The 20,168-nt window shown below is 60.0% G+C and carries 33 protein-coding genes; 18 read left to right on the top strand and 15 right to left on the bottom strand.

Annotated features, from left to right (window positions below):
• Positions 1–134: 134 nt before the first annotated feature.
• From HKD27_RS05980 to HKD27_RS05920, 13 genes are all read right to left on the bottom strand, one after another.
• Positions 135–731 carry a hypothetical protein gene (locus HKD27_RS05980; RefSeq protein WP_194688889.1) on the bottom strand — a complete coding sequence of 199 codons (597 nt, stop codon included), beginning with the start codon at positions 729–731 and terminating at the stop codon, positions 135–137.
• Positions 728–1,225 (bottom strand): hypothetical protein, encoded by a 498-nt coding sequence (locus HKD27_RS05975; RefSeq protein ID WP_194688888.1) that lies wholly within the window; start codon positions 1,223–1,225, stop codon positions 728–730. The genes HKD27_RS05980 and HKD27_RS05975 overlap by 4 nt, the downstream gene beginning before the upstream one ends.
• 187 nt (positions 1,226–1,412) lie before the next feature.
• On the bottom strand, positions 1,413–2,252 hold the full coding sequence (locus tag HKD27_RS05970; RefSeq protein ID WP_194688887.1) for a hypothetical protein: 840 nt from the start codon (positions 2,250–2,252) through the stop codon (positions 1,413–1,415).
• Complete coding sequence (locus tag HKD27_RS05965; RefSeq protein ID WP_194688886.1) at positions 2,252–2,437, bottom strand: hypothetical protein; 186 nt, start codon at positions 2,435–2,437, stop codon at positions 2,252–2,254. The genes HKD27_RS05970 and HKD27_RS05965 overlap by 1 nt, the downstream gene beginning before the upstream one ends.
• On the bottom strand, positions 2,434–3,027 hold the full coding sequence (locus HKD27_RS05960) for a 3'-5' exonuclease (RefSeq protein ID WP_194688885.1): 594 nt from the start codon (positions 3,025–3,027) through the stop codon (positions 2,434–2,436). Before HKD27_RS05960 ends, HKD27_RS05965 begins: the two co-directional genes overlap by 4 nt.
• A complete protein-coding gene (locus HKD27_RS05955) occupies positions 3,024–3,887 on the bottom strand; it encodes a recombinase RecT (protein ID WP_194688884.1) in 864 nt (287 codons plus the stop codon). Before HKD27_RS05955 ends, HKD27_RS05960 begins: the two co-directional genes overlap by 4 nt.
• 4 nt (positions 3,888–3,891) lie before the next feature.
• Positions 3,892–4,353, bottom strand: a complete 462-nt coding sequence (locus HKD27_RS05950; RefSeq protein WP_194688883.1) for a siphovirus Gp157 family protein — start codon at positions 4,351–4,353, stop codon at positions 3,892–3,894.
• Positions 4,350–4,640 carry a hypothetical protein gene (locus tag HKD27_RS05945; RefSeq protein WP_194688882.1) on the bottom strand — a complete coding sequence of 97 codons (291 nt, stop codon included), beginning with the start codon at positions 4,638–4,640 and terminating at the stop codon, positions 4,350–4,352. The genes HKD27_RS05950 and HKD27_RS05945 overlap by 4 nt, the downstream gene beginning before the upstream one ends.
• A gap of 30 nt (positions 4,641–4,670) precedes the next feature.
• Positions 4,671–4,880, bottom strand: a complete 210-nt coding sequence (locus HKD27_RS05940) for a hypothetical protein (protein ID WP_194688881.1) — start codon at positions 4,878–4,880, stop codon at positions 4,671–4,673.
• On the bottom strand, positions 4,880–5,107 hold the full coding sequence (locus tag HKD27_RS05935) for a hypothetical protein (RefSeq protein WP_194688880.1): 228 nt from the start codon (positions 5,105–5,107) through the stop codon (positions 4,880–4,882). Before HKD27_RS05935 ends, HKD27_RS05940 begins: the two co-directional genes overlap by 1 nt.
• 140 nt (positions 5,108–5,247) lie before the next feature.
• Positions 5,248–5,613: a hypothetical protein gene (locus tag HKD27_RS05930; protein WP_194688879.1), complete on the bottom strand. Its 366-nt coding sequence runs from the start codon at positions 5,611–5,613 to the stop codon at positions 5,248–5,250.
• Complete coding sequence (locus HKD27_RS05925; RefSeq protein WP_194688878.1) at positions 5,613–5,840, bottom strand: hypothetical protein; 228 nt, start codon at positions 5,838–5,840, stop codon at positions 5,613–5,615. Before HKD27_RS05925 ends, HKD27_RS05930 begins: the two co-directional genes overlap by 1 nt.
• 7 nt (positions 5,841–5,847) lie before the next feature.
• On the bottom strand, positions 5,848–6,597 hold the full coding sequence (locus tag HKD27_RS05920) for a S24 family peptidase (protein WP_194688877.1): 750 nt from the start codon (positions 6,595–6,597) through the stop codon (positions 5,848–5,850).
• An 83-nt stretch (positions 6,598–6,680) separates the two neighbouring features.
• On the opposite strand from HKD27_RS05920, the gene HKD27_RS05915 reads away from it, so the two are divergent.
• From HKD27_RS05915 to HKD27_RS05860, 12 genes are all read left to right on the top strand, one after another.
• Positions 6,681–6,911: a carph-isopro domain-containing protein gene (locus HKD27_RS05915; RefSeq protein WP_194688876.1), complete on the top strand. Its 231-nt coding sequence runs from the start codon at positions 6,681–6,683 to the stop codon at positions 6,909–6,911.
• Positions 6,904–7,110 carry a hypothetical protein gene (locus HKD27_RS05910; protein ID WP_194688875.1) on the top strand — a complete coding sequence of 69 codons (207 nt, stop codon included), beginning with the start codon at positions 6,904–6,906 and terminating at the stop codon, positions 7,108–7,110. Before HKD27_RS05915 ends, HKD27_RS05910 begins: the two co-directional genes overlap by 8 nt.
• Complete coding sequence (locus HKD27_RS05905) at positions 7,107–7,280, top strand: hypothetical protein (protein ID WP_194688874.1); 174 nt, start codon at positions 7,107–7,109, stop codon at positions 7,278–7,280. Before HKD27_RS05910 ends, HKD27_RS05905 begins: the two co-directional genes overlap by 4 nt.
• Position 7,281: 1 nt before the next feature.
• Complete coding sequence (locus HKD27_RS05900; protein ID WP_194688873.1) at positions 7,282–7,686, top strand: hypothetical protein; 405 nt, start codon at positions 7,282–7,284, stop codon at positions 7,684–7,686.
• A 75-nt stretch (positions 7,687–7,761) separates the two neighbouring features.
• Entirely contained in the window at positions 7,762–8,268 is a 507-nt protein-coding gene (locus tag HKD27_RS05895; RefSeq protein WP_194688872.1) for a helix-turn-helix domain-containing protein, read from the top strand.
• Positions 8,269–8,568: 300 nt separating this feature from the next.
• On the top strand, positions 8,569–8,850 hold the full coding sequence (locus HKD27_RS05890) for a hypothetical protein (RefSeq protein WP_194688871.1): 282 nt from the start codon (positions 8,569–8,571) through the stop codon (positions 8,848–8,850).
• A 160-nt stretch (positions 8,851–9,010) separates the two neighbouring features.
• A complete protein-coding gene (locus tag HKD27_RS05885; RefSeq protein WP_194688870.1) occupies positions 9,011–9,241 on the top strand; it encodes a helix-turn-helix transcriptional regulator in 231 nt (76 codons plus the stop codon).
• Positions 9,234–9,503 (top strand): DUF2312 domain-containing protein, encoded by a 270-nt coding sequence (locus HKD27_RS05880; RefSeq protein WP_194688869.1) that lies wholly within the window; start codon positions 9,234–9,236, stop codon positions 9,501–9,503. The genes HKD27_RS05885 and HKD27_RS05880 overlap by 8 nt, the downstream gene beginning before the upstream one ends.
• Before the next feature lie 4 nt (positions 9,504–9,507).
• Positions 9,508–9,864, top strand: coding sequence for a VRR-NUC domain-containing protein (locus HKD27_RS05875; RefSeq protein WP_194688868.1), 357 nt, complete (start codon positions 9,508–9,510; stop codon positions 9,862–9,864).
• The gene (locus HKD27_RS05870; RefSeq protein ID WP_194688867.1) at positions 9,861–10,163 is read left to right on the top strand and encodes a hypothetical protein; all 303 of its coding nucleotides are present in this window, start codon (positions 9,861–9,863) and stop codon (positions 10,161–10,163) included. Before HKD27_RS05875 ends, HKD27_RS05870 begins: the two co-directional genes overlap by 4 nt.
• Positions 10,160–11,017 (top strand): winged helix-turn-helix domain-containing protein, encoded by an 858-nt coding sequence (locus HKD27_RS05865; protein ID WP_194688866.1) that lies wholly within the window; start codon positions 10,160–10,162, stop codon positions 11,015–11,017. The genes HKD27_RS05870 and HKD27_RS05865 overlap by 4 nt, the downstream gene beginning before the upstream one ends.
• Before the next feature lie 2 nt (positions 11,018–11,019).
• The gene (locus tag HKD27_RS05860) at positions 11,020–11,634 is read left to right on the top strand and encodes a hypothetical protein (RefSeq protein ID WP_194688865.1); all 615 of its coding nucleotides are present in this window, start codon (positions 11,020–11,022) and stop codon (positions 11,632–11,634) included.
• A gap of 345 nt (positions 11,635–11,979) precedes the next feature.
• On the opposite strand, the gene HKD27_RS05855 is transcribed toward HKD27_RS05860, so the two are convergent.
• Entirely contained in the window at positions 11,980–13,074 is a 1,095-nt protein-coding gene (locus HKD27_RS05855) for a phage regulatory protein/antirepressor Ant (RefSeq protein ID WP_194688864.1), read from the bottom strand.
• A 185-nt stretch (positions 13,075–13,259) separates the two neighbouring features.
• Here HKD27_RS05855 and HKD27_RS16745 point away from each other — a divergent pair, with 185 nt between their 5' ends.
• Entirely contained in the window at positions 13,260–13,451 is a 192-nt protein-coding gene (locus tag HKD27_RS16745; RefSeq protein WP_194688863.1) for a ribbon-helix-helix domain-containing protein, read from the top strand.
• Here HKD27_RS16745 and HKD27_RS05845 read toward each other — a convergent pair.
• Positions 13,448–13,723, bottom strand: a complete 276-nt coding sequence (locus HKD27_RS05845) for a hypothetical protein (protein WP_194688862.1) — start codon at positions 13,721–13,723, stop codon at positions 13,448–13,450. The two genes, HKD27_RS16745 and HKD27_RS05845, sit on opposite strands and share 4 nt — an antisense overlap.
• Positions 13,724–13,845: 122 nt before the next feature.
• Here HKD27_RS05845 and HKD27_RS05840 point away from each other — a divergent pair, with 122 nt between their 5' ends.
• From HKD27_RS05840 to HKD27_RS05820, 5 genes are all read left to right on the top strand, one after another.
• The gene (locus HKD27_RS05840) at positions 13,846–14,172 is read left to right on the top strand and encodes a DUF5681 domain-containing protein (protein ID WP_194688861.1); all 327 of its coding nucleotides are present in this window, start codon (positions 13,846–13,848) and stop codon (positions 14,170–14,172) included.
• Positions 14,165–15,511, top strand: coding sequence for a terminase large subunit domain-containing protein (locus HKD27_RS05835; RefSeq protein ID WP_194688860.1), 1,347 nt, complete (start codon positions 14,165–14,167; stop codon positions 15,509–15,511). Before HKD27_RS05840 ends, HKD27_RS05835 begins: the two co-directional genes overlap by 8 nt.
• Before the next feature lie 61 nt (positions 15,512–15,572).
• Complete coding sequence (locus tag HKD27_RS05830; RefSeq protein ID WP_194688859.1) at positions 15,573–17,789, top strand: portal protein; 2,217 nt, start codon at positions 15,573–15,575, stop codon at positions 17,787–17,789.
• Entirely contained in the window at positions 17,786–18,601 is an 816-nt protein-coding gene (locus HKD27_RS05825; protein WP_194688858.1) for a hypothetical protein, read from the top strand. Before HKD27_RS05830 ends, HKD27_RS05825 begins: the two co-directional genes overlap by 4 nt.
• A 139-nt stretch (positions 18,602–18,740) precedes the next feature.
• Positions 18,741–20,030, top strand: coding sequence for a P22 phage major capsid protein family protein (locus HKD27_RS05820; RefSeq protein WP_194688857.1), 1,290 nt, complete (start codon positions 18,741–18,743; stop codon positions 20,028–20,030).
• Positions 20,031–20,168 lie beyond the last annotated feature (138 nt).

The raw sequence follows: 20,168 nt of genomic DNA, 5'->3' as shown, positions 1-20,168 counted from the left end.
GGCCCATGACTTACGGCGATCCAGATGGAACCCTGCACGCATGTCGGCTTCCTCCCAAGACATGGCCCGGTCATTGTGGACGATCCTGTCATCCACAACTTCGTGGCCTGTCCGCATGATGACAGATCCAGCCATCACACCCCTCCCTCGCGTGTAAGGGCGGCGCGGGCGTCATCTTCCGTCTCAAAGAAACGCGCTCGATGACCGTCCCAAAGCGCCCATTGTGTGTTTACGTGCCTATATCCATCAATTTCCAAGATCGTCCCCGGATCATGGTCATCGAAGAAACTACTTATATCGTTGCTTCCGCCTTCTTCTTCGTCGCGACCGTAGAATTGAGCGGTTTTCAATCTAGTGTTTTCCATCTCCAACTCCCGCGCCCATGCCTCCAACTCCGCAATCCGTGCTTCCATCGCGGCGACGTTGGCGGGGCGGGTGTATATAGGTTGCGTATAACTCCACGCTGCTGTCTTTCGTATTTCGATGTCCGCAGACCCTAGCCGAACAAATGGCTGCTCAATATCAGTGGGATCTACATACGCAAATGGTGTCTGCCCCTCCGCATCCTTCCAGCGCTGTTCCGCCGCGCCTCGGGCTTCGGCTTCGAGGACCATCTGAGCCGAACGCTCGTGAGCAATATCCGGCCCCATTCCTTCGGCAATCCAGTCATTCGCAATTGCCCCAATCTGCTCTTCCCGGCTCCGAACCGGCTTGTTCTGTTCGTTGGTCATTTCGCGGCGATCCTGATGGATTGGGCAGCCCGTTGATGGGCGCGGGAAATGTTCTGAAGGCCCTGCGCATCAGGGCCGCCAATCATTGCGGAGCAGAGGGCGCTATTTGAATGCGCCTCACACACCTTCGCGCACCGCTCCCGTTCCGCCGCCACAGCCTCGGCAATGGCGCGTTCGAGTATGGGGCCAACACCACACATTATCTCAAGCAAAGGCCGACTGAGTTCATCACCGCAAGAGCCATACTCTGCGAGATAGCAGTCCGTATGTCGTCCCATGACATATTCGCCGCCCTTATAGCCTTCGAACTCTTTACCGAGGGCCGACTTCGCTTCGGCAAGCATGTCAGCGATCGTAACGTTCGAGCGCGCTTCGAATGCCAAATCGGAATAATATCCTCGATAGGAGTGGGCCGAACCCTCTCCCCATCCAGATGCGATTACTTTTGACTGGTCTTGCTTTTCGAGAAAATCAATCAATTCGATCAAGGTCATCTCAAACACTCCCCGGCCGAGGACCGGCCGCCAGGTGGAACAGGATCACGAGGGCCAGCGCCTCGCAGAATTTCGGGATCAGGTCAGTCGCGGTGCTAGCTCCACCCATGCCCGTAGATGCCGCCGTGGAACCATGCGGACAGCGAGCGCAGGGCGTTATCGGCCCAAGCAAGGAACGGGTGCGGGGTCATGCCCGCACCACCTTCCCGGCGTCATCCAACCGGTACGCAACACCAGCCTCAACGCCATCCTCGCCTTCATAGAGATGCGTGAAGCGTGAGCGTTCGCCGTCATGCCAGACAAGTGAGGCGCAGCCATTTTCACCCAAGATGACCTGAGTGCACTGCCCTGCTGAAGCGACAACCGCATTCTCGCCTTCGCACTTGATCCGGGCGCAGTCCCCGCTGCTGCCGATCCGGGCGCAGTCCCCGCTGCTGCCGATCTGGGCGTAGTTCCCGCTGCTGCCGATCCGGGCGCAGTCCCCGCTGCTGCCGATCCGGGCGCAGTCCCCGCTGCTGCCGATCTGGGCGTAGTTCCCGCTGCTGCCGATCCGGGCGTAGTTCCCGCTGCTGCCGATCCGGGCGCAGTCCCCGCTGCTGCCGATCCGGGCGCAGTCCCCGCTGCTGCCGATCTGGGCGTCGTCCCCACTGCTGCCGATCTTGGCGCCGTACCCACTGCTGCCGATCTTGGCGCCGTACCCACTGCTGCCGATCCGGGCGTAGTTCCCGCTGCTGCCGATCTGGGCGTCGTTCCCACTCTCATCTTTGTCCTTCGTCACGGACTGGATGGCGTTCACTTCGCTACCCACGATGGCGGCCGTGTCCTTGATTTCTGCAAAGACCTTCGACGCGAGCCATTGGGCATCACCAAAGCGCTTGTCGTCATACAGCGCGTTCATCACGAGGCCGTAGTCTCCACCCTGCGGAAACTTTTCACGGAACCAGTCACGGCCATTGCCACACGCGCCCCATTCACGAATGCGCAGGAGGGTAATTTCAGTCGGATTGTTCGTCGTTTCAGTGCTCATCACGCGCTCCACTTCTCAGCATTCAGCAAGCCGCTCTCACGGCGGATTTCGTTGTCGTCGTGGCGGAGGTCGGCAGCCCATGGAGCGCTCGGATTTTCCGCCATAATCTGGTCGAGCATCAGCCCGATTGCCTGGCGACGGATGGCGTCGCTCAGGTCTTCGTTGATCTCGCGGGGGTGGGTCATGCCGCCTCTCCCATGCGCTTCATTTCGAAATAGATCCGTGCGCAGGCCCGGACATCGACCAGGGCGTCATGCGCGCCCTCAAGCGTTTCGCCGTAGAAATGCTGAATGCACTCTTCGAGCTTTGGCGCTTTGGGCTTGATGATCCCGGCTGCCCGCATGCGAGGCGTTGGCGGGAGGTTCACCAGAGGCGCGGCGGCTTCCATCGTGCAGAACTGCGCTTCCGGCAGCTTCCACTCAGACCGCTTGGCCCGGGCGTACATGGTCGCCACGATCTGCCGGTCAAACTGGATGTTGTGTGCGACCAGCAGGTCGGCCCGGCACGTCAGGTCATAGAACAGAACGGCCGCCACCTGCTCCCGGATGCCGTAGCGTGCCGCCTTCTCCGTCGTGATCCCGTGGACGGCAGCAGCCCTTTCCGGCACCGTCCAGCCATCCGGGCGGATGATGACGTTGACGCACGCCTCTTCCTGTCCGTGATCGTCTGTCAGGATCGCCGCAAGCTGCATGCAATGCGGCTGATCTTCATGGCCTGTCGGAAGTCCGGGCTTCGCAAAGCCCGTGGTTTCCGTATCAAAGAAGAGGATGCTCATGCCGGCATCTCCTCAGCCGGGACTTCCGCGTTGGCGTCGGCCTGCTGGCGCTCCTGCTCGTGGAGGAAGCCGTAGCGATCGGCGAACAGGTCGGTGACGTCTGCCAGAACCTCTTCGGAAATCGGACGCCCTGCATCGCGGGCTTTGGCCTGCGTCTGCTCCCACTTTTTCTCGAGAGCGAGAATGCATCCGGTGTCAGGGCAGGCCTTGAGGCGGCTGGTGAAGAACGCGACGTAATCGACCGGGCGCTCTTCCTGGATCTGTTGGCGTTGCGGCGTGACATCGACCGGCTTCTGATTGGACACGCTCTTGCGGAAGTCATCCTGCGGAATGTCGGCGGCTTCTTCGGCCGTTATCAGGCCGCGCAGCACATCCGGGAAAGCATCGCGCAATGCAAAGCCGCGGGCGCGCATCTGGAGCATACGCTTTGGGTATTGCTTCCACGGTCCCTGTTTGGTCCACAGGGCTGCATCTTTCGCATCCTGCACACTAAACCGGGCTTCAACCGGGGACTTGCCTTTGCGCTTGGCAACGCAGATGGCCGTCATCTTGTCGCCCTCGCCTTCCAGCGTCTCCACCACATCGTCGCAGACCGGAGAAGCCTTCACGAGGCCAAGCAGGGCATCACCCCAGACGCTTGGGCGGCCATTGATAACCGCGATATTCTGCATGGACTGCATCGGTGCCAGGCCAAGCTCAGAACCCATCTGCACTGCGATCAGGATGGCTGCTGGTTTGCCGGTGTAATCCTTCGGAACCATGCCGCTGCCAGCCGCGATCTCGGCAAAGCGCATCAGTTCGCTGAAGCTGTTGATCTGGATTGCAGGCGCATGTCCCTGCATCGTCGTAACCGCGTTCATCGTCTCAAGCCCTTCTGATGACGAGCGTCGGAGCGCCCGTGGAGAGTTTTGCGCCTGCAACAGGCATTCCGGCCTTGAGGCGCTTGGTCAGCGCGGCCCGGTCCAGCTTGTCCGGCGATGGAATGAAAAGTTCCGGAGCGGCGGCCCGAAGCGCCTTCTCGTCCTTGATCGTGGCCGACGTGGATCCAGCCCGAACGGCAGCGATCATCCCGCCATGCTCGAAGTCGAGGACGCCGTTCTCCTTCATCGAAGCAAACAGCGCGGCGCGGAGATTGCCTTCCGCTCCCTTGAGCTTCGCAGCCGCTGCCTCGCAGGCCAGGATCATATCCACCGTCGGGCCGTCCGGGTCATTGGCGCCACGGATCGCGGTCAGGGCTGCGATGTAGGCATCAATGGCAGGCTTGACCTCTCTGGCGTGGATCTCGTTCGCCACGTCGCGGATATCGCGGGTCAGGGTCTGGCTCATGCCACCCCCCGCGTTTCCATCATGATGAAGGCCAGACGCGCATCCACGCATCCGATCGTCCGCATCGTGGCTTTGATCTTCGGCAGCTCGTAGATCGTGTTTAAGCGAACCTTGGCGGACGTCACCACATCCCGCGCCACACGCCGGTCATTCTCCAGCGGCGCGATGATCGCCTGATTGCTGTGATAGGTGATGATGCTCTCAAGGTTCAGGATCTCCTGCCGGACTGCCGGCGGAAAGAACTCCAGTTCACCAGACACACTTCGGGCGTTTGCTGTTTCACGCATTTCAGAAATTCCTGTGGTTTACTGTTGGGTTCAGTCGATGGTTACTTGAGCCACGAAGTCATTCAGGCGCTTTTCCACACGATCGATTTCAGCGGTTCGCTCGTCTCTCAGAGCGCGTTCTGCCCTCGTCCCGTGCAGGAAATTGGCCTGCTGGCGCTGCTCTTTCAGATATTCCCAGACCGGAGCCAGGTCCTTGCAGGCCTGATCGTAAGATAGCGGGCGCGTCAGTGTTTCGGACATCACGCATCCTCCATCATCGAGATGGTGACGCGCTGATCGCGGATCTGGTCTTCAAGCGCCAGCAGTTCGGAAAGCTGATCGTCGTTCGGATCTTCCAGAACGTCGATCGCGTCATACGCATCCTGCAATCCGCGCAGGTAATCGTATTCGTCGTCCAGAGCCGTGTTGCCAACGCCGTAGCGGGCATCGAACGCGCTCTGTGAGAAATTGTCAGGCAGGTTCGCCATTGTGGTTCTCCCTCGCCGCTTCGTGCGGTGTGGGACTATATGTGCGATAACGTCACACAGACGTCAAGCGATAAAATCGCACATGTATGATTTTATCGATCGTATCGCACAAAAAGAAACCCGGCCGGAGCCGGGTGGGGTTAAGAGTGAATGAAGGAAAGTCCCTTGAATATCGCCCCCGCAATAGCGAGCAGGGCAGCGATCTGAGCAAGAGAAGGTAGTTTGGCTACGCGCCCCTTCATCTCAGCAACTTCGACGCGAACATTCGACAGTTCGTCCTTGGTTGCCGCCTTCTCTTCCATCCGCGCAAGCGTCACCTGAATGGAAACCAAGGCTTCCTGAACCTTGTCCATTTTGGTTTCTAGGGCACCGACGCGTCGTGTTAGATCGTCCATACCGCCATTATCACCACCACCACCGCCAAATTCAATGGTAGATTCCTCGGTCGCGAGGCCGGATTTTTTCTTTCTGTATTCAGATAGAATAGGAATGCGTTCGTTGCTCACTATTCTTCCCCAAGCAATTTGCCGGTCAGGTCCATCATCTCAGTTCGAATGCGTGCCGCTTCGCGTCCGAGGTGATACGGATCTGGAGAGGCCATAAGCGAATTTTGGGGGCCTAACCGCCTTCCGATCAGCTCGGAAAGTTCAGCCAAGCGAAATGCCACCTTGGCCAGATCAAGCTGAAGTTCCTCCAATGAAAACTGCGGCGGAGATTTATCGTCTTCGCTCATCCCACCCTCACTTCCAAGTCCACTTCCCAACGACGCGGCCGTTGATCTCAATCTCCGAGAGCAGAACCTCATCCGTGTCATAGGTCTTGTTCACACTGATGATGCGAACGCGCTCAGGATCACTCCGGGGTACGAGCTGAAGCTGCTTGATAACCACTCCGTGTCCGTTCCAAAGCACATACACACCGTCATGGCTCATGAGCTTATGATGCGTATCGACCAGCACCCGGTCGCCCGGCATGAAGTCTGGCTCCATCGAATTACCAATGACGCGCACCACTGCTAGGCCAGAACTGTCTGGAACGTAGTTCTCGAGGAATGCCCTAGGCAGCGTCCAAGTAGCCAGAGACGTATGCATGTCTCCGTCGCCGCCATTTTCGGCCACAAGCGCTCCGCCGCCAGCCTGGGGTGACACGTCAAACTCATTGATGACGACTTCGCCGTGTTTCGGCTTCTTGGTCCGTTCTATGCGCTCTGCTCGTTCGATGCTGGGGGCGATACCGTCCGTTCCAGGAGCGACGCCAGCAAGGCTCCAAACTTCACCTGAAGTGATCGGCGGATCGCCACGATCCAAGAGGAGCGGCAACATGCTCTTGACCAGATCCACCGGCAGGTACGGTTTTTTATATTTCCCCTCGTACGAGGCGTATGTCGAGTATCGCTCACCATACCCTAAGGCCTGAGCAAACTCGCGGACGGTATAGCCACCGCGTAAGCGCAGTGCCTTCAATCGGTCGTTGACGGGCAAATCAGTCATTTCTCCACTATGTGCGAAATGACCGCACATGTCTGTGCGAAAAAGTCATTGCTATTTGTGTGAATGTGTCGCACAAATCGCACATGACCAACGCACTCGTTATCATCGAGGAGCAAGGGGGCACACGCTCACTGGCTCGCAAGCTCGGACTTTCGCCGTCCACCGTTCAGTCGTGGAAGCGAAAGGGAAGCATCCCGGCAAGCCGGGTCCCTGCAATCGCAACCGTAACGGGAATGCCTTTGAGCGAACTGCTGAAGGCCTGCCTTCCGCCCCTCCCCACCCGTGCCAAGCGGAAGGAGGCGGCGCATGTCTAACGCCGTCATCGCGGAAATCCGCATGCCACCAAGAGCAAAAATCGCTCGCGCAGGCTTGGCTCTCGTGAAGGCCGACGGCCTGTGGTGGGTGGTTCCCGCACGTAATCCGAGCAACCGTATGGGCGATGGCTTCCATCTTAAATCTGAGGCCCAGAAAGCTGCCCTTGGTGTGATCAAAGTCATGCGGAGGGCCTCATGAATATCCCGACTGCTTGGACCACGATCGCCGTCTATTCCCAGAACGAGAACCGCTTCGTTCCCGCTCCAGGCGCCAAGATCACGCCTTCCCAAGCGGCGGCACGAGAGGGCGTGCAACAGCACACCGTGACTGTCTCCGGAAAGAAGCCCCTTCAGGTGAGGGTTAAATAAGATGGCCAAGGAAGTTCTCTGCGTAACTGCCTCAGGATTGCTGCAACTCGGCACGGTGACCCCTTTCGGCATCCAGACCTCAATTGAGAATTTCGCCTCCTTCTCCGAGGCGAAGAGCTGGGCAAAACGTAATGGCATAAGCCTGCGGTACTACAGTGATGGGCAGGCGATCCGTGAAGAGGATCTCTCGTTCTTGGCTTCGATCCAGAACAGCTCATCCATTACTGAAGCCGTAGCGGCAAGCGGGAGGTCGTCTTCCGGAATTGTCGGCACTCTTCTGCGCCTTTCATCGCTCGGCTACCTCCATCTGTCGCGTTCGAAGCGGTGGAAGGACTGGAAAATCGCCCTTACCGATCTGGCGAAATCCACACTCAGTTCTTTGGCGGGAGCGATGGCTCATGCTTGATTTCGTTTCTATTGCCTTCGCCGCCCTGTCCTTCGCCGCGCTCGTTCGTGCGCATTTTGCCGGGAGGGTTGCGTGATGGCTGGAAGTTTCAAATGGAAGCCTCACCTTCCTGAGCTGGAACGCCTGATCCGTGAAGGGAAGACGCGTCCCCAGATTGCTGAACACTTCGGTGTGGCAGAGAACGCTCTGAGTGCTGCAATCCGGCGTTACGGGCTGTATGGCCTGTCGCCAAATGACAGCTCCACCGGCGGTTCAGCTTCTCGCATCGACTGGGCGCCCTTGATGCCGACGCTTCTCGAAATGATGGAGCGGGCAGAGAGCGCCTCCGCCATTGCTGAAAGACTGGGCGTCTCAACGGTTGCACTTTCAGCAGCCATGGAACGGCAGGTCCCGAAGGATCTTCGCTCCAAGTGGAAAGCGGCACGTCAGCAGGCGGCGCACCCGAAGAAACATGTTCCCGCTCCGCCGGTAATCAGGCAGCCACTGGCGCCGTTCTCGGACGTCTCGTGGCGCGCTCTGTTCGACGGCAACCCGCCGCCTGTGCCGAACTGCGCGTTCGGTCGGGACCGCGGACTGCACTGAGCCTCACCCCCAGATGTCCGCTCCAACCAACATCGCCAGTTTGAGAGCCAGGTGGTCCTTGACCTCCTGCGGCTGCCGGCTGTGCAGGGTGCCCCAAAGCTGGGCGTCCCTGCACAGGTCTGCGGCAAGGTGCGGTCTGTCCGCGTCTATCTCGAATTGTGGTGTCTGGGGCGCGTCTCCTTCCATCGTGGTTGCTCCTTCTCTGCTCGGTGACACGGCAGAGAATGGAGCAAAAGCATGGGTAATGATCGGGCAATTACTGACCGAATTCTTCCGCAAAATGACCGAAAGTTTCCGCGAATGAGCGCCGCCGTCGTTGCGCCCGTCCGCGTCCGACTTCTCGAAGCGATCAAGCGCGAGTTCGCGCCTCTGCGCTTCGGAGCCGAAATGCTGGCCCGGGCTTCTCAGAAATCCCCCAGGTCCGCCCGTAACTGGCTGTCAGGAACCAATGCCCCGGATGCCGAGGCACTGATTGAGCTGATGGCCTCCTGCAACTCCATTGCAGACGAGGTTGAACGCCTCGTCGCAGAGCGCCGCAAGGCGCGTGAGGACACACAATGCCCTGGTTCACCCTTAAACTAGGCCGGTTTGGGTTCGGCCATCATGCGGGCCCTCCCCCGTCATACCGGTTCGCATGGCTGCGCATTCTCTGGCGCGACTGGGATGCCTGGTCAGCTTGGGCTGAGGCTGAAATGGCCCGCTACCGTCGTGCGCTTGATGCTGCGCGGGAGGAGCTTCGGAAATGAGCACCTCCAATGAGATCCGATCCGCAGATGTGTTCGGTGCAATTAACCGCGCGATTATGTCTGCGGGTTCGCAGAAGGACTTTGCTGCGAAAGCCGGAGTTTCTTCCGCCTTCGTAAGTCGCGTGATGCACGGCATCAGCGCCCCTTCTCCCAAATTACTCAAGGCCGCCGGGTTGCGCCGCGTCGTGTCCGTTCATTTCGAATTCGTGGAGAGCACTGATGCCTGATTTCCCGTCTGACCATAACTTCGCCGCTGAAGGCGGGATCGCTGCCGACCGCCTGCGCTCCATCATCGAGCGTGTCGAGCGCCTGGAAGAAGAGCGCAAGGCTCTCGCTGGCGACATCAAGGACATCTTTTCGGAAGCAAAAAGCGCCGGCTTCGACGTGAAGGTGGTCAAGCAGATCATCCGGATCCGAAAGCAGGAACCGGCCGAGGTGGAAGAGCAGGAAACGCTGCTCGATGTCTACCGCCGCGCCCTTGGGATGTAACGACATGCCCCATGATGAAGATCGCCTCCACATGCACATCTGGCGCGCCATGCAGATCCTGCTGCCTGAGGACGTGGTGGCCTGGAGCAATGAGAACCGCCGCAACGGTCAGCGTGAAGGCGCGCGACGGAAAGCACGCGGCTGTATCGCGGGCGTCCCGGATATGCAGTTCACGCACGCAGGCCGGACGCTTTACGTCGAGATCAAGACGCCTACGGGCACGGTCTCAAAAGAGCAGCGCGCCCTGCACAAGCGCCTCAAGTCCACCGGTGCGCCTGTCGCCGTGTGCCGATCGCTGGATGACGTGATCGGCTTTCTTTCCCGTGAGGGCATTTCTCTGCGTGGGGAGGTCATGGCGTGAGCAACTGGCCCAAGATCCGACACTACTTCTTCAAGATGTCGCAGCACGCTGACGGCAGAGACGAAGCGACGTTCGGTCAATTCTCGGAGCGTAGTCGCAATGGCGCGTCCTGCAAACTTGCGCGGACGCTCATGGCGGCAGGCGCTCCCGACGCTCCGGTCCGGCTGATGCGCAACGGCATCCCCGTTCTCGAATACAGCTCCCTTCACGCGCTGGCGGGAAAGACGTTCACGGAAACGGCAGGCCGCCCGCGCATGACCAAATGGGTCCCTCATCCAGGAATGGAGACACGCTCATGAGCGCACGCAGATGGGCAAAATTTTGGTGGCAGGACTGGCAACGCGATCCGGCGCTGCGCATGTGCTCCCTCGCAGCGCGTGGCGCTTGGATCGAAATGCTGTGCCTGATGGCGGACGCTGATCCGGTCGGACACCTGCTGGTCAACGGGCGATCGCCGAACATGCGACAGCTTGCGGCCGTGCTGGGCTGTTCCGAACGTGAGGCTACCAAGCTGGTGGCTGAACTCGAAGAAAACGGAGTTTTCAGCCGTTCCGACGAGGGCACCATCTACAGCCGCCGCATGGTGAGGGATAAGGCCATCAGCGATGAAGCCGCCGCCAACGGTAAGAAAGGGGGTAATCCCAACATTACCGGAAAGGCAAAGCGCAAGGTTAAGGGTGAAGCATCAGGGGGGTTAACCCCCTCCCTTAAGGCAGAAGAAACCCCGCCCCTTAAACACCAAGAAGCAGAAGCAGAAGCAGAAAGAACACTCACTTCGTTCGTGCCGCCGGCCGAGCCGTCGCCATCCGAGGTCAGTCCGGTTGATGCTGGCTCCCAGACCCTCCCTGCCCGTCCATCGCCACCCGATGCCCGGACTGCCCTGTTCCGGCTGGGGCTCCAAGCCGTCCGGGGCCTGACGGGGAAATCCGAGGCTCAGTCTCGCGGCCTGATCGGAAAATGGCTCAAGGCCTGCGGTGATGACGCCTCGATCCTGAACCGGATCCTACTCGAAGCCGCCGACCTTCGACCAGCCGAGCCTGTGGCGTGGATCGAGAAGGCCGTGGCGCAACGCAGCGGCCATTCATCGCGAGACGCCGAACGCAGCCGGAACAAGGCCGCGTGGCTCGAAGGCGAAATGCTGGAAGGATTTTGACCATGACCCAGATCGCTCACCGCAATTCCGCCGTAGCCACGAAGCGCCCCGACGCGGAATACATCCCTGCCAGCGGTGACCTCCGTGCCCTGATCGAGGCAAAGCGCGAAGGATATCTCTGGCGAAACGACCTGACGAAGGATCGGATTGCGGCCGTTCGCCACCAGCTCGCAGCAGCCGAAGCGGCTGCCCTTCCCTGCCCGTTGCTCGGCGTGAAGACCTGGCTTGGCCGTCTTGCGCAATTCGTCACCAATGCCCCCGCTCCGGAAGCGCGATCGGCTCAGGCCGCGATCTTCGCTGAGGTTTGCTCGGACATCCCAGTTGGCGCCTGGACGCCGGAAACCCGGATTGCGTGGACCCGGCAGGCAGACCGCAACGGCTATCCCGTCGGCTCACGCTGGCCTGCACCGGGCGAACTGTACGCGCATCTCCGGCCCTTCGCCGAGCAGATCCGGTCCGAGGTCACTGGCCTGCGGGAGATCCTCGCCATGGCCGAAAAGCCGAGTGAGCCGGAACGCAAGCGGCCCGATGCTTCGGAACTAGCTCGTGCTGGTGCCCTAGCCGATGCCGTGATCCGAGAACTGAAGGCGGCGGCAGGTGAAGGACTGACCCCATGACCGAACAATCAAACACCTGGCCCGACTGCATCGGTGAACACGCGGCGGGACTGGCCAAGCCGAGGAACTGGGCAGCGGCATGTGCAGCCACTCAGGCCCGCCATGGATGCGATATCGGCACTCACGGTCGCGCCTTGATCGCTAACATGCGCGGAGAGGTGTCGCCGTTAGCCGCTGAGTGCGGTGCGGAATGTCAGATGATACATGATGGGGTGGAAACGTCTGGGGGCGATGGCGATGCCTCTACGGCTTTGTTCGATAATTGTGGAACAATAAACACCGAGGGCGATCTCGGGTTGAGTGGGGAGTGAGTACAAAAAACCGCCCCGAAGGGCGGCTCCTGTCTCATTTGCAAAGCTCTTCGCCGATCCTTTCGTTTCGGCGCTCGAAGGTCTCCGAACATTTGTTGAGCCTTTCCGAGAGGTCTGGTCCCGGCCCGCTGCGCTTGATCGCGGTATAGGGGAAGAGCCCCAGAAACCGCTCTTTCCGCTTGTTGGCATAGGGCGTTTTCGGGGTGTAATCGTTGATCTCGTACCACATGTCCGCGTCTTCCTGAGACTGCGGGGCGCCTGACCATCGCATTGCCTCCCATCGGTCCATGGCCGTCATCAGGATCATGTCGGTGGTGATGAACGGAGCCTTGGTTTGCGCGCGCTCCTGCTGGCGTTCTGCCGTATCGAGCGGGACATATTCCATGACCTCGGAGCGACGCGCCATCGTGGCGCATTGGTCCATCTGCATTAGGTCCGGGTCGATCTTCGCGCCCGGCACGATCTGGGCCAGCTTTGCCAGACCTTTCGGCAGAACCTTCACCGTATCGCGGGTCTTTTCCTCACCGTTCTGATCCGTGTAGGTGCTGATCTTGTGCCAGAGATACCCGGCGTCGATCTTGCCCTGATAGGCCAGCCAGTTCTTGGCGTTGTTCCGGCGATAGATCCACTGAGACGTGGCCATGAACGCGATCAGGGCTTTGGGCTTCACTTGCAGGATCTTCGCCGCTTCCGTCAGGCCGTATGATCCGTCGGCTGTGCTGATCCGGTCGAGGGCGGCGGCTTTCGGCGCTGCTGCTTCAATCAGGGCTTTCTGGCGTTCGATTTCCTCTTGCTGGTCCAGTGCCAACATCAGGGCCTCGCGCATGTTGGTCGGTGCTTTGAAGGCCGGGGCTGCTTCCAGTTCCATCAAACGATCAATCACCTTCAGGCGTAGATCGGCCCGATAGCCGGTGATTAGGTTCATGGTCATGTTCTTGGGAAGGGCGTATTCATTTTGCTCCCGCCCGTAAGCGTCCCGATAGATGCGTCCAAACTTGGACCCATCTTCCTGTAAGTCGGCAAGCATCTTCTCAATGTCGCGACGAACGTGCTTGTGCTCTTTCCCTGTCAGTTCCGCGATCTCGCGGGACGACATGGTGACGGCAATATTTGCGAGAGACGCGCTCATGCCTCGTCTCCCTTCACCATGATCGGCGTGATCGTCACGGAAAACTTCCGGTCGAACAGAAGACGAAAAGTCGCAATTGTGGTATGAATGGCTTTAGCCATGGCCGGGTGTCCTCCGGTTAATGGTTAGGGCCGGTTGGAAGGTGGTGCTTCCCTCCGGCCTGTTTTTACGTTAGACGTAAAAGAATGAATACGTCAACAAAAAACGTAATACGTAAAAAGGGGCGCCCACCGACAGGAACCGACCCGATGTTGGCTGGCCGAGTTCCTGCCGAAATGATCAAGGCTGTGGTTGAGTGGGCGGCTGCGAAAGGCGTCAGTCGCTCTGAGGCTATTCGCCGCTTGATCCAGAAAGGGTTAGAGACAACGGAAAGCTAGAGGTTCGGCTCAGGCGGAAGTCTGAATGGCTCTTCGATTTTCCGGTCAATCTTTTCGACGCGACTTTGCAGGTCGAGGATGCTCTCATGAATGTTTTCCAGAGCGTTTCCAGTCACCTTGTCGTAGAAAATGTTACGTATATTTTTATCCATACTCGAGATTTCTACTTCAACTCCAATCAGAGCCTTTTCTATTCTGCTTCCTGCATAGTAAACGGCGTAGATTAGAACGCACAAAGCCCCGAATATCCATTCAGGTGTGATTTGAGGCATCGATTCTCTCCAAAATAGAGAGAGTTATCCATGTGCGTTATGCGGGCAAGCTACGGGATATTTGAGGTATCCCATTACCGCTTTTCCTTGTAACAAACTCGGCCTGATGATAGGCTGGGCCTATGAAAGAACCCCCTGCCAACAGCGGCAAGCAGCGGAAGAAAATGCCCGTTGGTCGCCCTTTTCAGAAAGGCCAGAGCGGCAATCCTTCGGGCCTTCCAAAAGACATTCGCGAAGTCATCGCTCTCGCCCGCTCCCACACGGTTACAGCCATCACGGCGCTCGCTGAAATCGCTGGCAGTCCGGCGTCCCCTGAAAGCGCTCGCGTCTCTGCGGCGAATGCCCTGCTCGACCGCGCATGGGGCAAGCCGAAGGACACAGTAGCACTTGAGAACGCGGAAGGCGGACAGCCCTTCCAGATCGTCATCCGCAAGCTGAGTGATGGCTGAACTCCAGATCCCGGCTTACAGCTGGCATCCGCGCGAGTATCAGATGGGGCTCTGGACCTTTCTCGAAAACGGAGGCAAGCGCGCCTACGAGGTTGCGCACCGGCGATGGGGCAAGGATGACGTTGCCCTGAACTGGGCCGCTGTGTCCGCGCTGACCAAGGTCGGCAACTACTGGCACATGCTCCCCGAAGCCAGCCAGGCGCGAAAGGCGATCTGGGATGCGGTGAACCCACACACGGGACGCCGGCGCATCGATGAGGCTTTCCCGGCAGAGATCCGCGCCACGACCAAAGAGCAGGAGATGTTCATCCGGTTCATCAACGGCTCAACATGGCAGGTCGTGGGATCGGACAACTTCAACAGCCTTGTAGGCTCGACGCCGATTGGCGTGGTGTTTTCGGAGTGGGCGTTGGCCAACCCGTCGGCTTGGGCGTTTCTCTCCCCGATCCTGCTGGAGAACGGCGGCTGGGCGATGTTCATCACCACGCCGCGCGGCCGGAACCATGCGAAGACGTTCTTCGATGCCATGCGCGACGAACCGGGTTGGTTTTGCGAGGTCTCGAGCGTCGAGAAAACGGGACGCTTCACACCCGAACAGTTGGCAGCAGAAAAGAGGCAGCTAGTGGCGCAGTATGGCGAGGATGACGGCGGCGCGAAGTACGAGCAGGAATATGACTGCTCCTTCGATGCGGCCATTCAGGGCAGCTACTACGGCAAGATCATGAAAAAGCTGGACGAGGAAGGGCGGATCGGCGACGTGCCGTACAATCCTTCCCTGCCCGTCATTACGGCTTGGGATCTGGGTATAGGTGACAGCACAGTCATTTGGTGTGCTCAGCAGATCGGGCCAGACGTTCGGGTGATCGATTGCATTGCCGGTTCTGGTCAGGGAATCGACTGGTACGTGCGTGAGCTGGGTAAGCGACCGTACACGTATCGCCAGCACATTGTTCCGCACGACGCGAACAATGGCGAGCTTGGCACGGGACAACGCCGGATCGACACTATGCGCTCGCTCGGCATGAACCCCATCCGCGTCCTGCCGCGCACACCGGTGGATGACGGAATAAGCGCGGTTCGCAACCTTCTGCCCCGCTGCCGGATCGATCGGAAGAACTGCCAGCGCGGCATTGATGCGCTCGAGCAGTACCGGAAGTCATGGGACGATGCGAACAAGGTGTTTCGGGACAAGCCGCTGCATGACTGGGCGTCCGACTATGCGGATGCGTTCCGGTATCTGGCTGTCGGGCTGCGGGATCGTGAAGACGACAAGCCGAAAGCGGCAAAGCGTCCGCGCGTCTCACTGACAGGCTCACCCTCTGGATGGATGGGTATGTAATCGGAAACGCCTTTCAATTCCACTTGTACTGACGGAATCCTATGTGGTATTTGGATACCTCATGAGCGAGAGCGTTTCCGAAACAGCCGACATCATTTCCGAGGTTCAGAAACGCTACGAAGAAGCGTCGGGCCATACAAGCCAGTGGCGCGGTCGGGCGCGCGATGATCTGCGGTTTCTCCACGCTGATGCGTACAATCATGCTCAGTGGGACGATGCGGTCTATCAGGCTCGCGCAGGGACGTTCGGCGGCTCTACCCGGCCCTGCCTGACGATCAACAAAACTGCGCAGCACGTCTTCCAGGTGGAGAACGAGGCGCGGCAGTCGCAGATGGGCGTGAAGGTCAACGCGACTGGCTTCGGCGCCATGGCTGAAGCAGCCGATGCGATCGAAGGCATTATCCGCCATATCGAGTATCAGTCGAACGCTCAGCAGAACGCCTATGCCTGCGCCATTCAGGGGCAGGTCCGCGCCGGTCTGGGCTGGTTCCACGTCGTGACGGATTATGTTCCGGGCGTGGACACGTTCGATCAGGACTTCTTCATCAAGTCCGTTCCCAATGGCCTGTCCGTCTATTTCGATCCGTCTGCCCGCGAGCCCGATCACTCTGACCAGAACTGGGCGATGATCGTGGAGGAAATGGACCGGAGCGAGTTCGACAAGCTCTATCCCGGTCATGAAGACGTGGCCCGCGATCCGCTCTCGGGTCTGCAATCAGACAGTGACTGGGTGAGCGACAACACGGTTCGCGTGGCGACGTATTACCGCCGGAGCGAGAAGAAAGACACGCTCTGGTCCGTGCCGCCAATGCCGGAGTTGAACTTCCCGGGCGGCATGATGCGCCAGTCAGTGATGCCTGAGGCGCTTGTCGCTGTGTGTCGCGAAAACAAGGCGCCTTCCCGTCCCGTTACGTCGCACATGGTGGACAAGTACGTTATCGCGGGTAATTCCGTGGTGGCTCAGGGCGAGACGGTGTTTTCGCTCATTCCTCTGATCCCTGTGGTCGGCATCGAGACCCGGGCGACGGATGGCAATGACGCTGACTATGCGGGTCTTGTCCGGGCTCTGATCGATCCGCAGCGCATGTTCAATTACACGGCCAGCGCCTATGTCGAGAGCGTTGCGCTCCAGACGAAAGCACCATGGCTTGCGGCCGCTGAGGCTATCGAGGGCTACACGAACGAGTGGTCGCAGGCCAATACGAGCAATGCCGCCGTGCTGCCGTACAATGCCGTGGACCATGAGACTGGTGCGCCGATCCCGATCCCAACGCGCATCGAGCCCCCGTCCGGCTCAACCGGCCATCTGCAAGGTATGCAGTCCGCCGATCAATGGATGCAGATGGTCACCGGCCAGTATCAGGCCGAGATGGGCGCTCCCGGCAACGAGAAGTCCGGCATTGCGATCCAGCAGCGCCAGCGCCAGTCCGATACGGCCAACTATCACTACACCGACAATCAGGGCATGGCGCTGCGGTATCTTGGGCGCCTGCTGATTGATGCTATCCCGCGCGTGTATGATACGCAGCGCGCGGTCCAGTCGCTTGGCATGGATGGCGCACAGACGGGCGTGATCGTTGATCCGGGCATGCAGACATCCGCACAGGTCGCTTTGCCGCCCGGCCCGGACGGGCAGGAACAGGCGCCGCCTCAGGGAATGCCGCTTGAAAAGCAGCGCCAGATTGAAGGGGCGATCCTTGCGATCAACCCGACCATTGGCCGATATGACGTGGAGGCGGATGTTGGACCCGCTTTCGCCACCCGCCGTCAGGATGCTTTCAATGCGTTGACGCAGGTCATTCAGGCTGCTCCGGCCCTCATGGGACAGATCGGCGACCTCGTGTTCCAGAGCGCGGACTTCCCGCTTGCGGACGAGATCGCTGACCGGCTCAAGCCCGCATCCGATGATCCGCGCCTTGGGCAGGCACAGCAGACCATCCAGCAGCTTCAGGCCCAGATCGGTCAGCTCACCCAGCAGCTCAAGGACAAGTCCGCAGAGCAGCAGCACACCGTCGTCAAAGACGCGATGGCCGCTGACACGAACCAGTACAAGGCCGAGACGGACCGCATGGCAGCCATCGGCTCAACCGATCCGGATGCGTTGCGCGTGCTGGTCCATCAACTGGTGGCCGAGGCGATGCAGGGCGGACAGCCCGCGCCGACGCCAGCGCCTGTGCAGGACGGCCCGCCCGGCCCGCTCCCGCGCCTTCCTTCTTCTAATCCACCGGGCGGCGAAATCCATGCTGCCAATCCAGTGACAGGAGCCGTTGAGGTATGAGCGAAACCATCGAAGCCCCTGCTGGCCTCCCGAGCGAAGCCCAGATCGAGGTCGGAGATAATGCTGGCGCCATCGAGACGCCGAATAACGAAGCGCCTGCCGGTGAGCAGGAGCAGCCCCCGGCCCCGCAACCCGAGAAGACACCGGCGTGGCTTCAGCGCAAGATCGACAAGATGACGTTCGAGCGCCGGGAAGCCGAACGGCAAGCACAGGCCACCAAAGACGAACTGGAACAGACGCGGCGCGCCCTGGCCGCCGCTCGTGGTGAGGAGCAGCAGGAAGCGCAACTCACGCCTGACCAGATCCGGCAGGAGGAGCGCCAGCGTTTCGAGCAGCAGCAGGCCGAACAGCAATACGTCCAGAAGTTCGCGTCGCAGACAGAGGTGATTGCCAAGTCTCTCGCGGGCGCGCATGGCGAGGACGCGGTTGGTCAGGCCACGCAGCTCCTGTCCGAACGTGCCGGTCTCGATTTCGGTAACAAGTCTCACCGTGAACTCATTGCCGACATATCGGAGTTGCCGAACAGCGGCGACGTGTATTATGCTCTCGCTCACGACCCGGATACGGCAGGGACCATTCTCGACGCTTCACCGCGTCGGCAGTATGCCCTGCTGACAGAGTTCGCGGCGAAGGTAGGCAAGCCATCTCCGGCAGCACAGGCGCAAACGCCAGCAGCCCCGGCAGTGTCAAAGGCCCCTCCTCCCGTCTCGGCTCCGTCCGGTGCGGCTGCAACGGGGAAGAAGTCGATTTACGATCCGAACGTCTCCCCCGCCGAATTTGACCGCCTCTGGAAGGCTGGCGTTCGGTCCTGACCTGTCGCGGAGCAGTCTCTCCGCAAAAGCCACGGGGGCTCTAACCCGGCTGTTTCCGGTTCTCTAACCGGCACACGTTCTGCCTTTGGCGAGAGCGGCACGATGGGCGCAGTAGCGCCGTGTATTGTGAGCCGAACCCGTGGCCAACCAACTGATTAACGACATGATCATCACGAAGCGCGCGCTGCCGCTGTTTCGTGATTCCAACGGCTTCATCCGGAACGTGGACCGTTCCTATGACAGCTACTTCGGCAAGTCCGGTGCGAAGATCGGCGCTTCCGTCAACGTGCGCCTGCCCAACGACCCGGTTGTCGGTGACGGCCCTGTCGTCAGCCCGCAGTCCATTGCAGAGCGCTCGGTTCCGCTGACCGTCGCTTATCGCAAGCACGTCTCTCTGGGCTTCGATACGCAGGAACGCACCCTGAATGTTGACGACTTCAGCGGCCGCTACATCGAGCCGTCCGTCAACAACCTGACCGGCTCTGTCGCCAACATTGCCATGACGCTGGCTCTCGGCGCCGCGAACATGGTGCGCAACACGGACGCGAACGGCAATACGATCGCACCGGATTCCGCAACCTGGCTGCGCGCCAAGGCCAAGCTGACGAAGCAGCACGCTCCGACGGCCGACCGCTTTGCCGTGCTCGACCCGGATACGGATGCCAACACCGTTTCTGGCCTGATGGGCCTGTTCAATCCGTCCGCGCAGATTGGTCAGCAGACCAAGACGGGCGCGATGGAAGCGCCTCTGCTCGGCGTCCGCGAATGGATCAACGACCAGACCTGCCTTGTCACCACGACCGGCTCCTATGACAGTGCCGCAACGGCCACGGGCACGGTCACGACGATCAACAATGCGGGCAATGCGATCCCGGGCCAGATCAGTTCCACGGCGTACCCGCAGAACTCGGTCATCGCGACATCGGCGCTCAACGGTGGCCTGAATGTCGGTGACGTCATCACCATTGCAGGCGTCAATCAGGTCAACCGGGTGACCAAGCAGTCCTATGGCACGCCGATGCAGTTCGTCGTGACACAGCCTGTTGCCTCAGGCGCCACGTCCATTGTGGTTTCTCCTGCCATTGTCGGTCCTGCTGCTGGCGGTACGCAGAACCAGTATCAGACCGTGGATGCCATGCCCGCCGCTGATGCCAAGATTAGTCTTGTCGGCAAGCAGGGCGAGACGATCCGCCGCAACCTTCTGTTCAACAAGAAGGCCATGACGCTCGTCACCGTCGATCTGATGGAAGTCAACAAGGGCGTTGTGGATTGCGGCATGGCAAACCTCGACGGCATCTCCATGCGTACCCTGACCTACTACAACGGCACGGATGACACGCTCGGCACCCGCCTTGACGTGCTGTTCGGCATCGGTGTGCTGCGCCCCGAGTGGATGTGCATCGTGCCGGATATCATCGACGCCGGCTAATGCAGGCAAAACGGTATCCGCGATGCCTGTACCACCCGAACGGCTACGAGACCGTGACCGTTCGGGACGAGGCAGAAGAAGAGCGGGTGAGAGCCCGCATGTCTGGCCGTCCTGAGCCCTCGGGCCGGGACGCGCCGC

The sequence above is a fragment of the Gluconobacter sp. R75690 genome, assembly GCF_015244525.1.
GTDB lineage: Bacteria > Pseudomonadota > Alphaproteobacteria > Acetobacterales > Acetobacteraceae > Gluconobacter > Gluconobacter potus.
The sequence above is the reverse complement of the archived record's forward strand: the minus strand, read 5'-3'. Positions and strand labels throughout refer to the sequence as shown.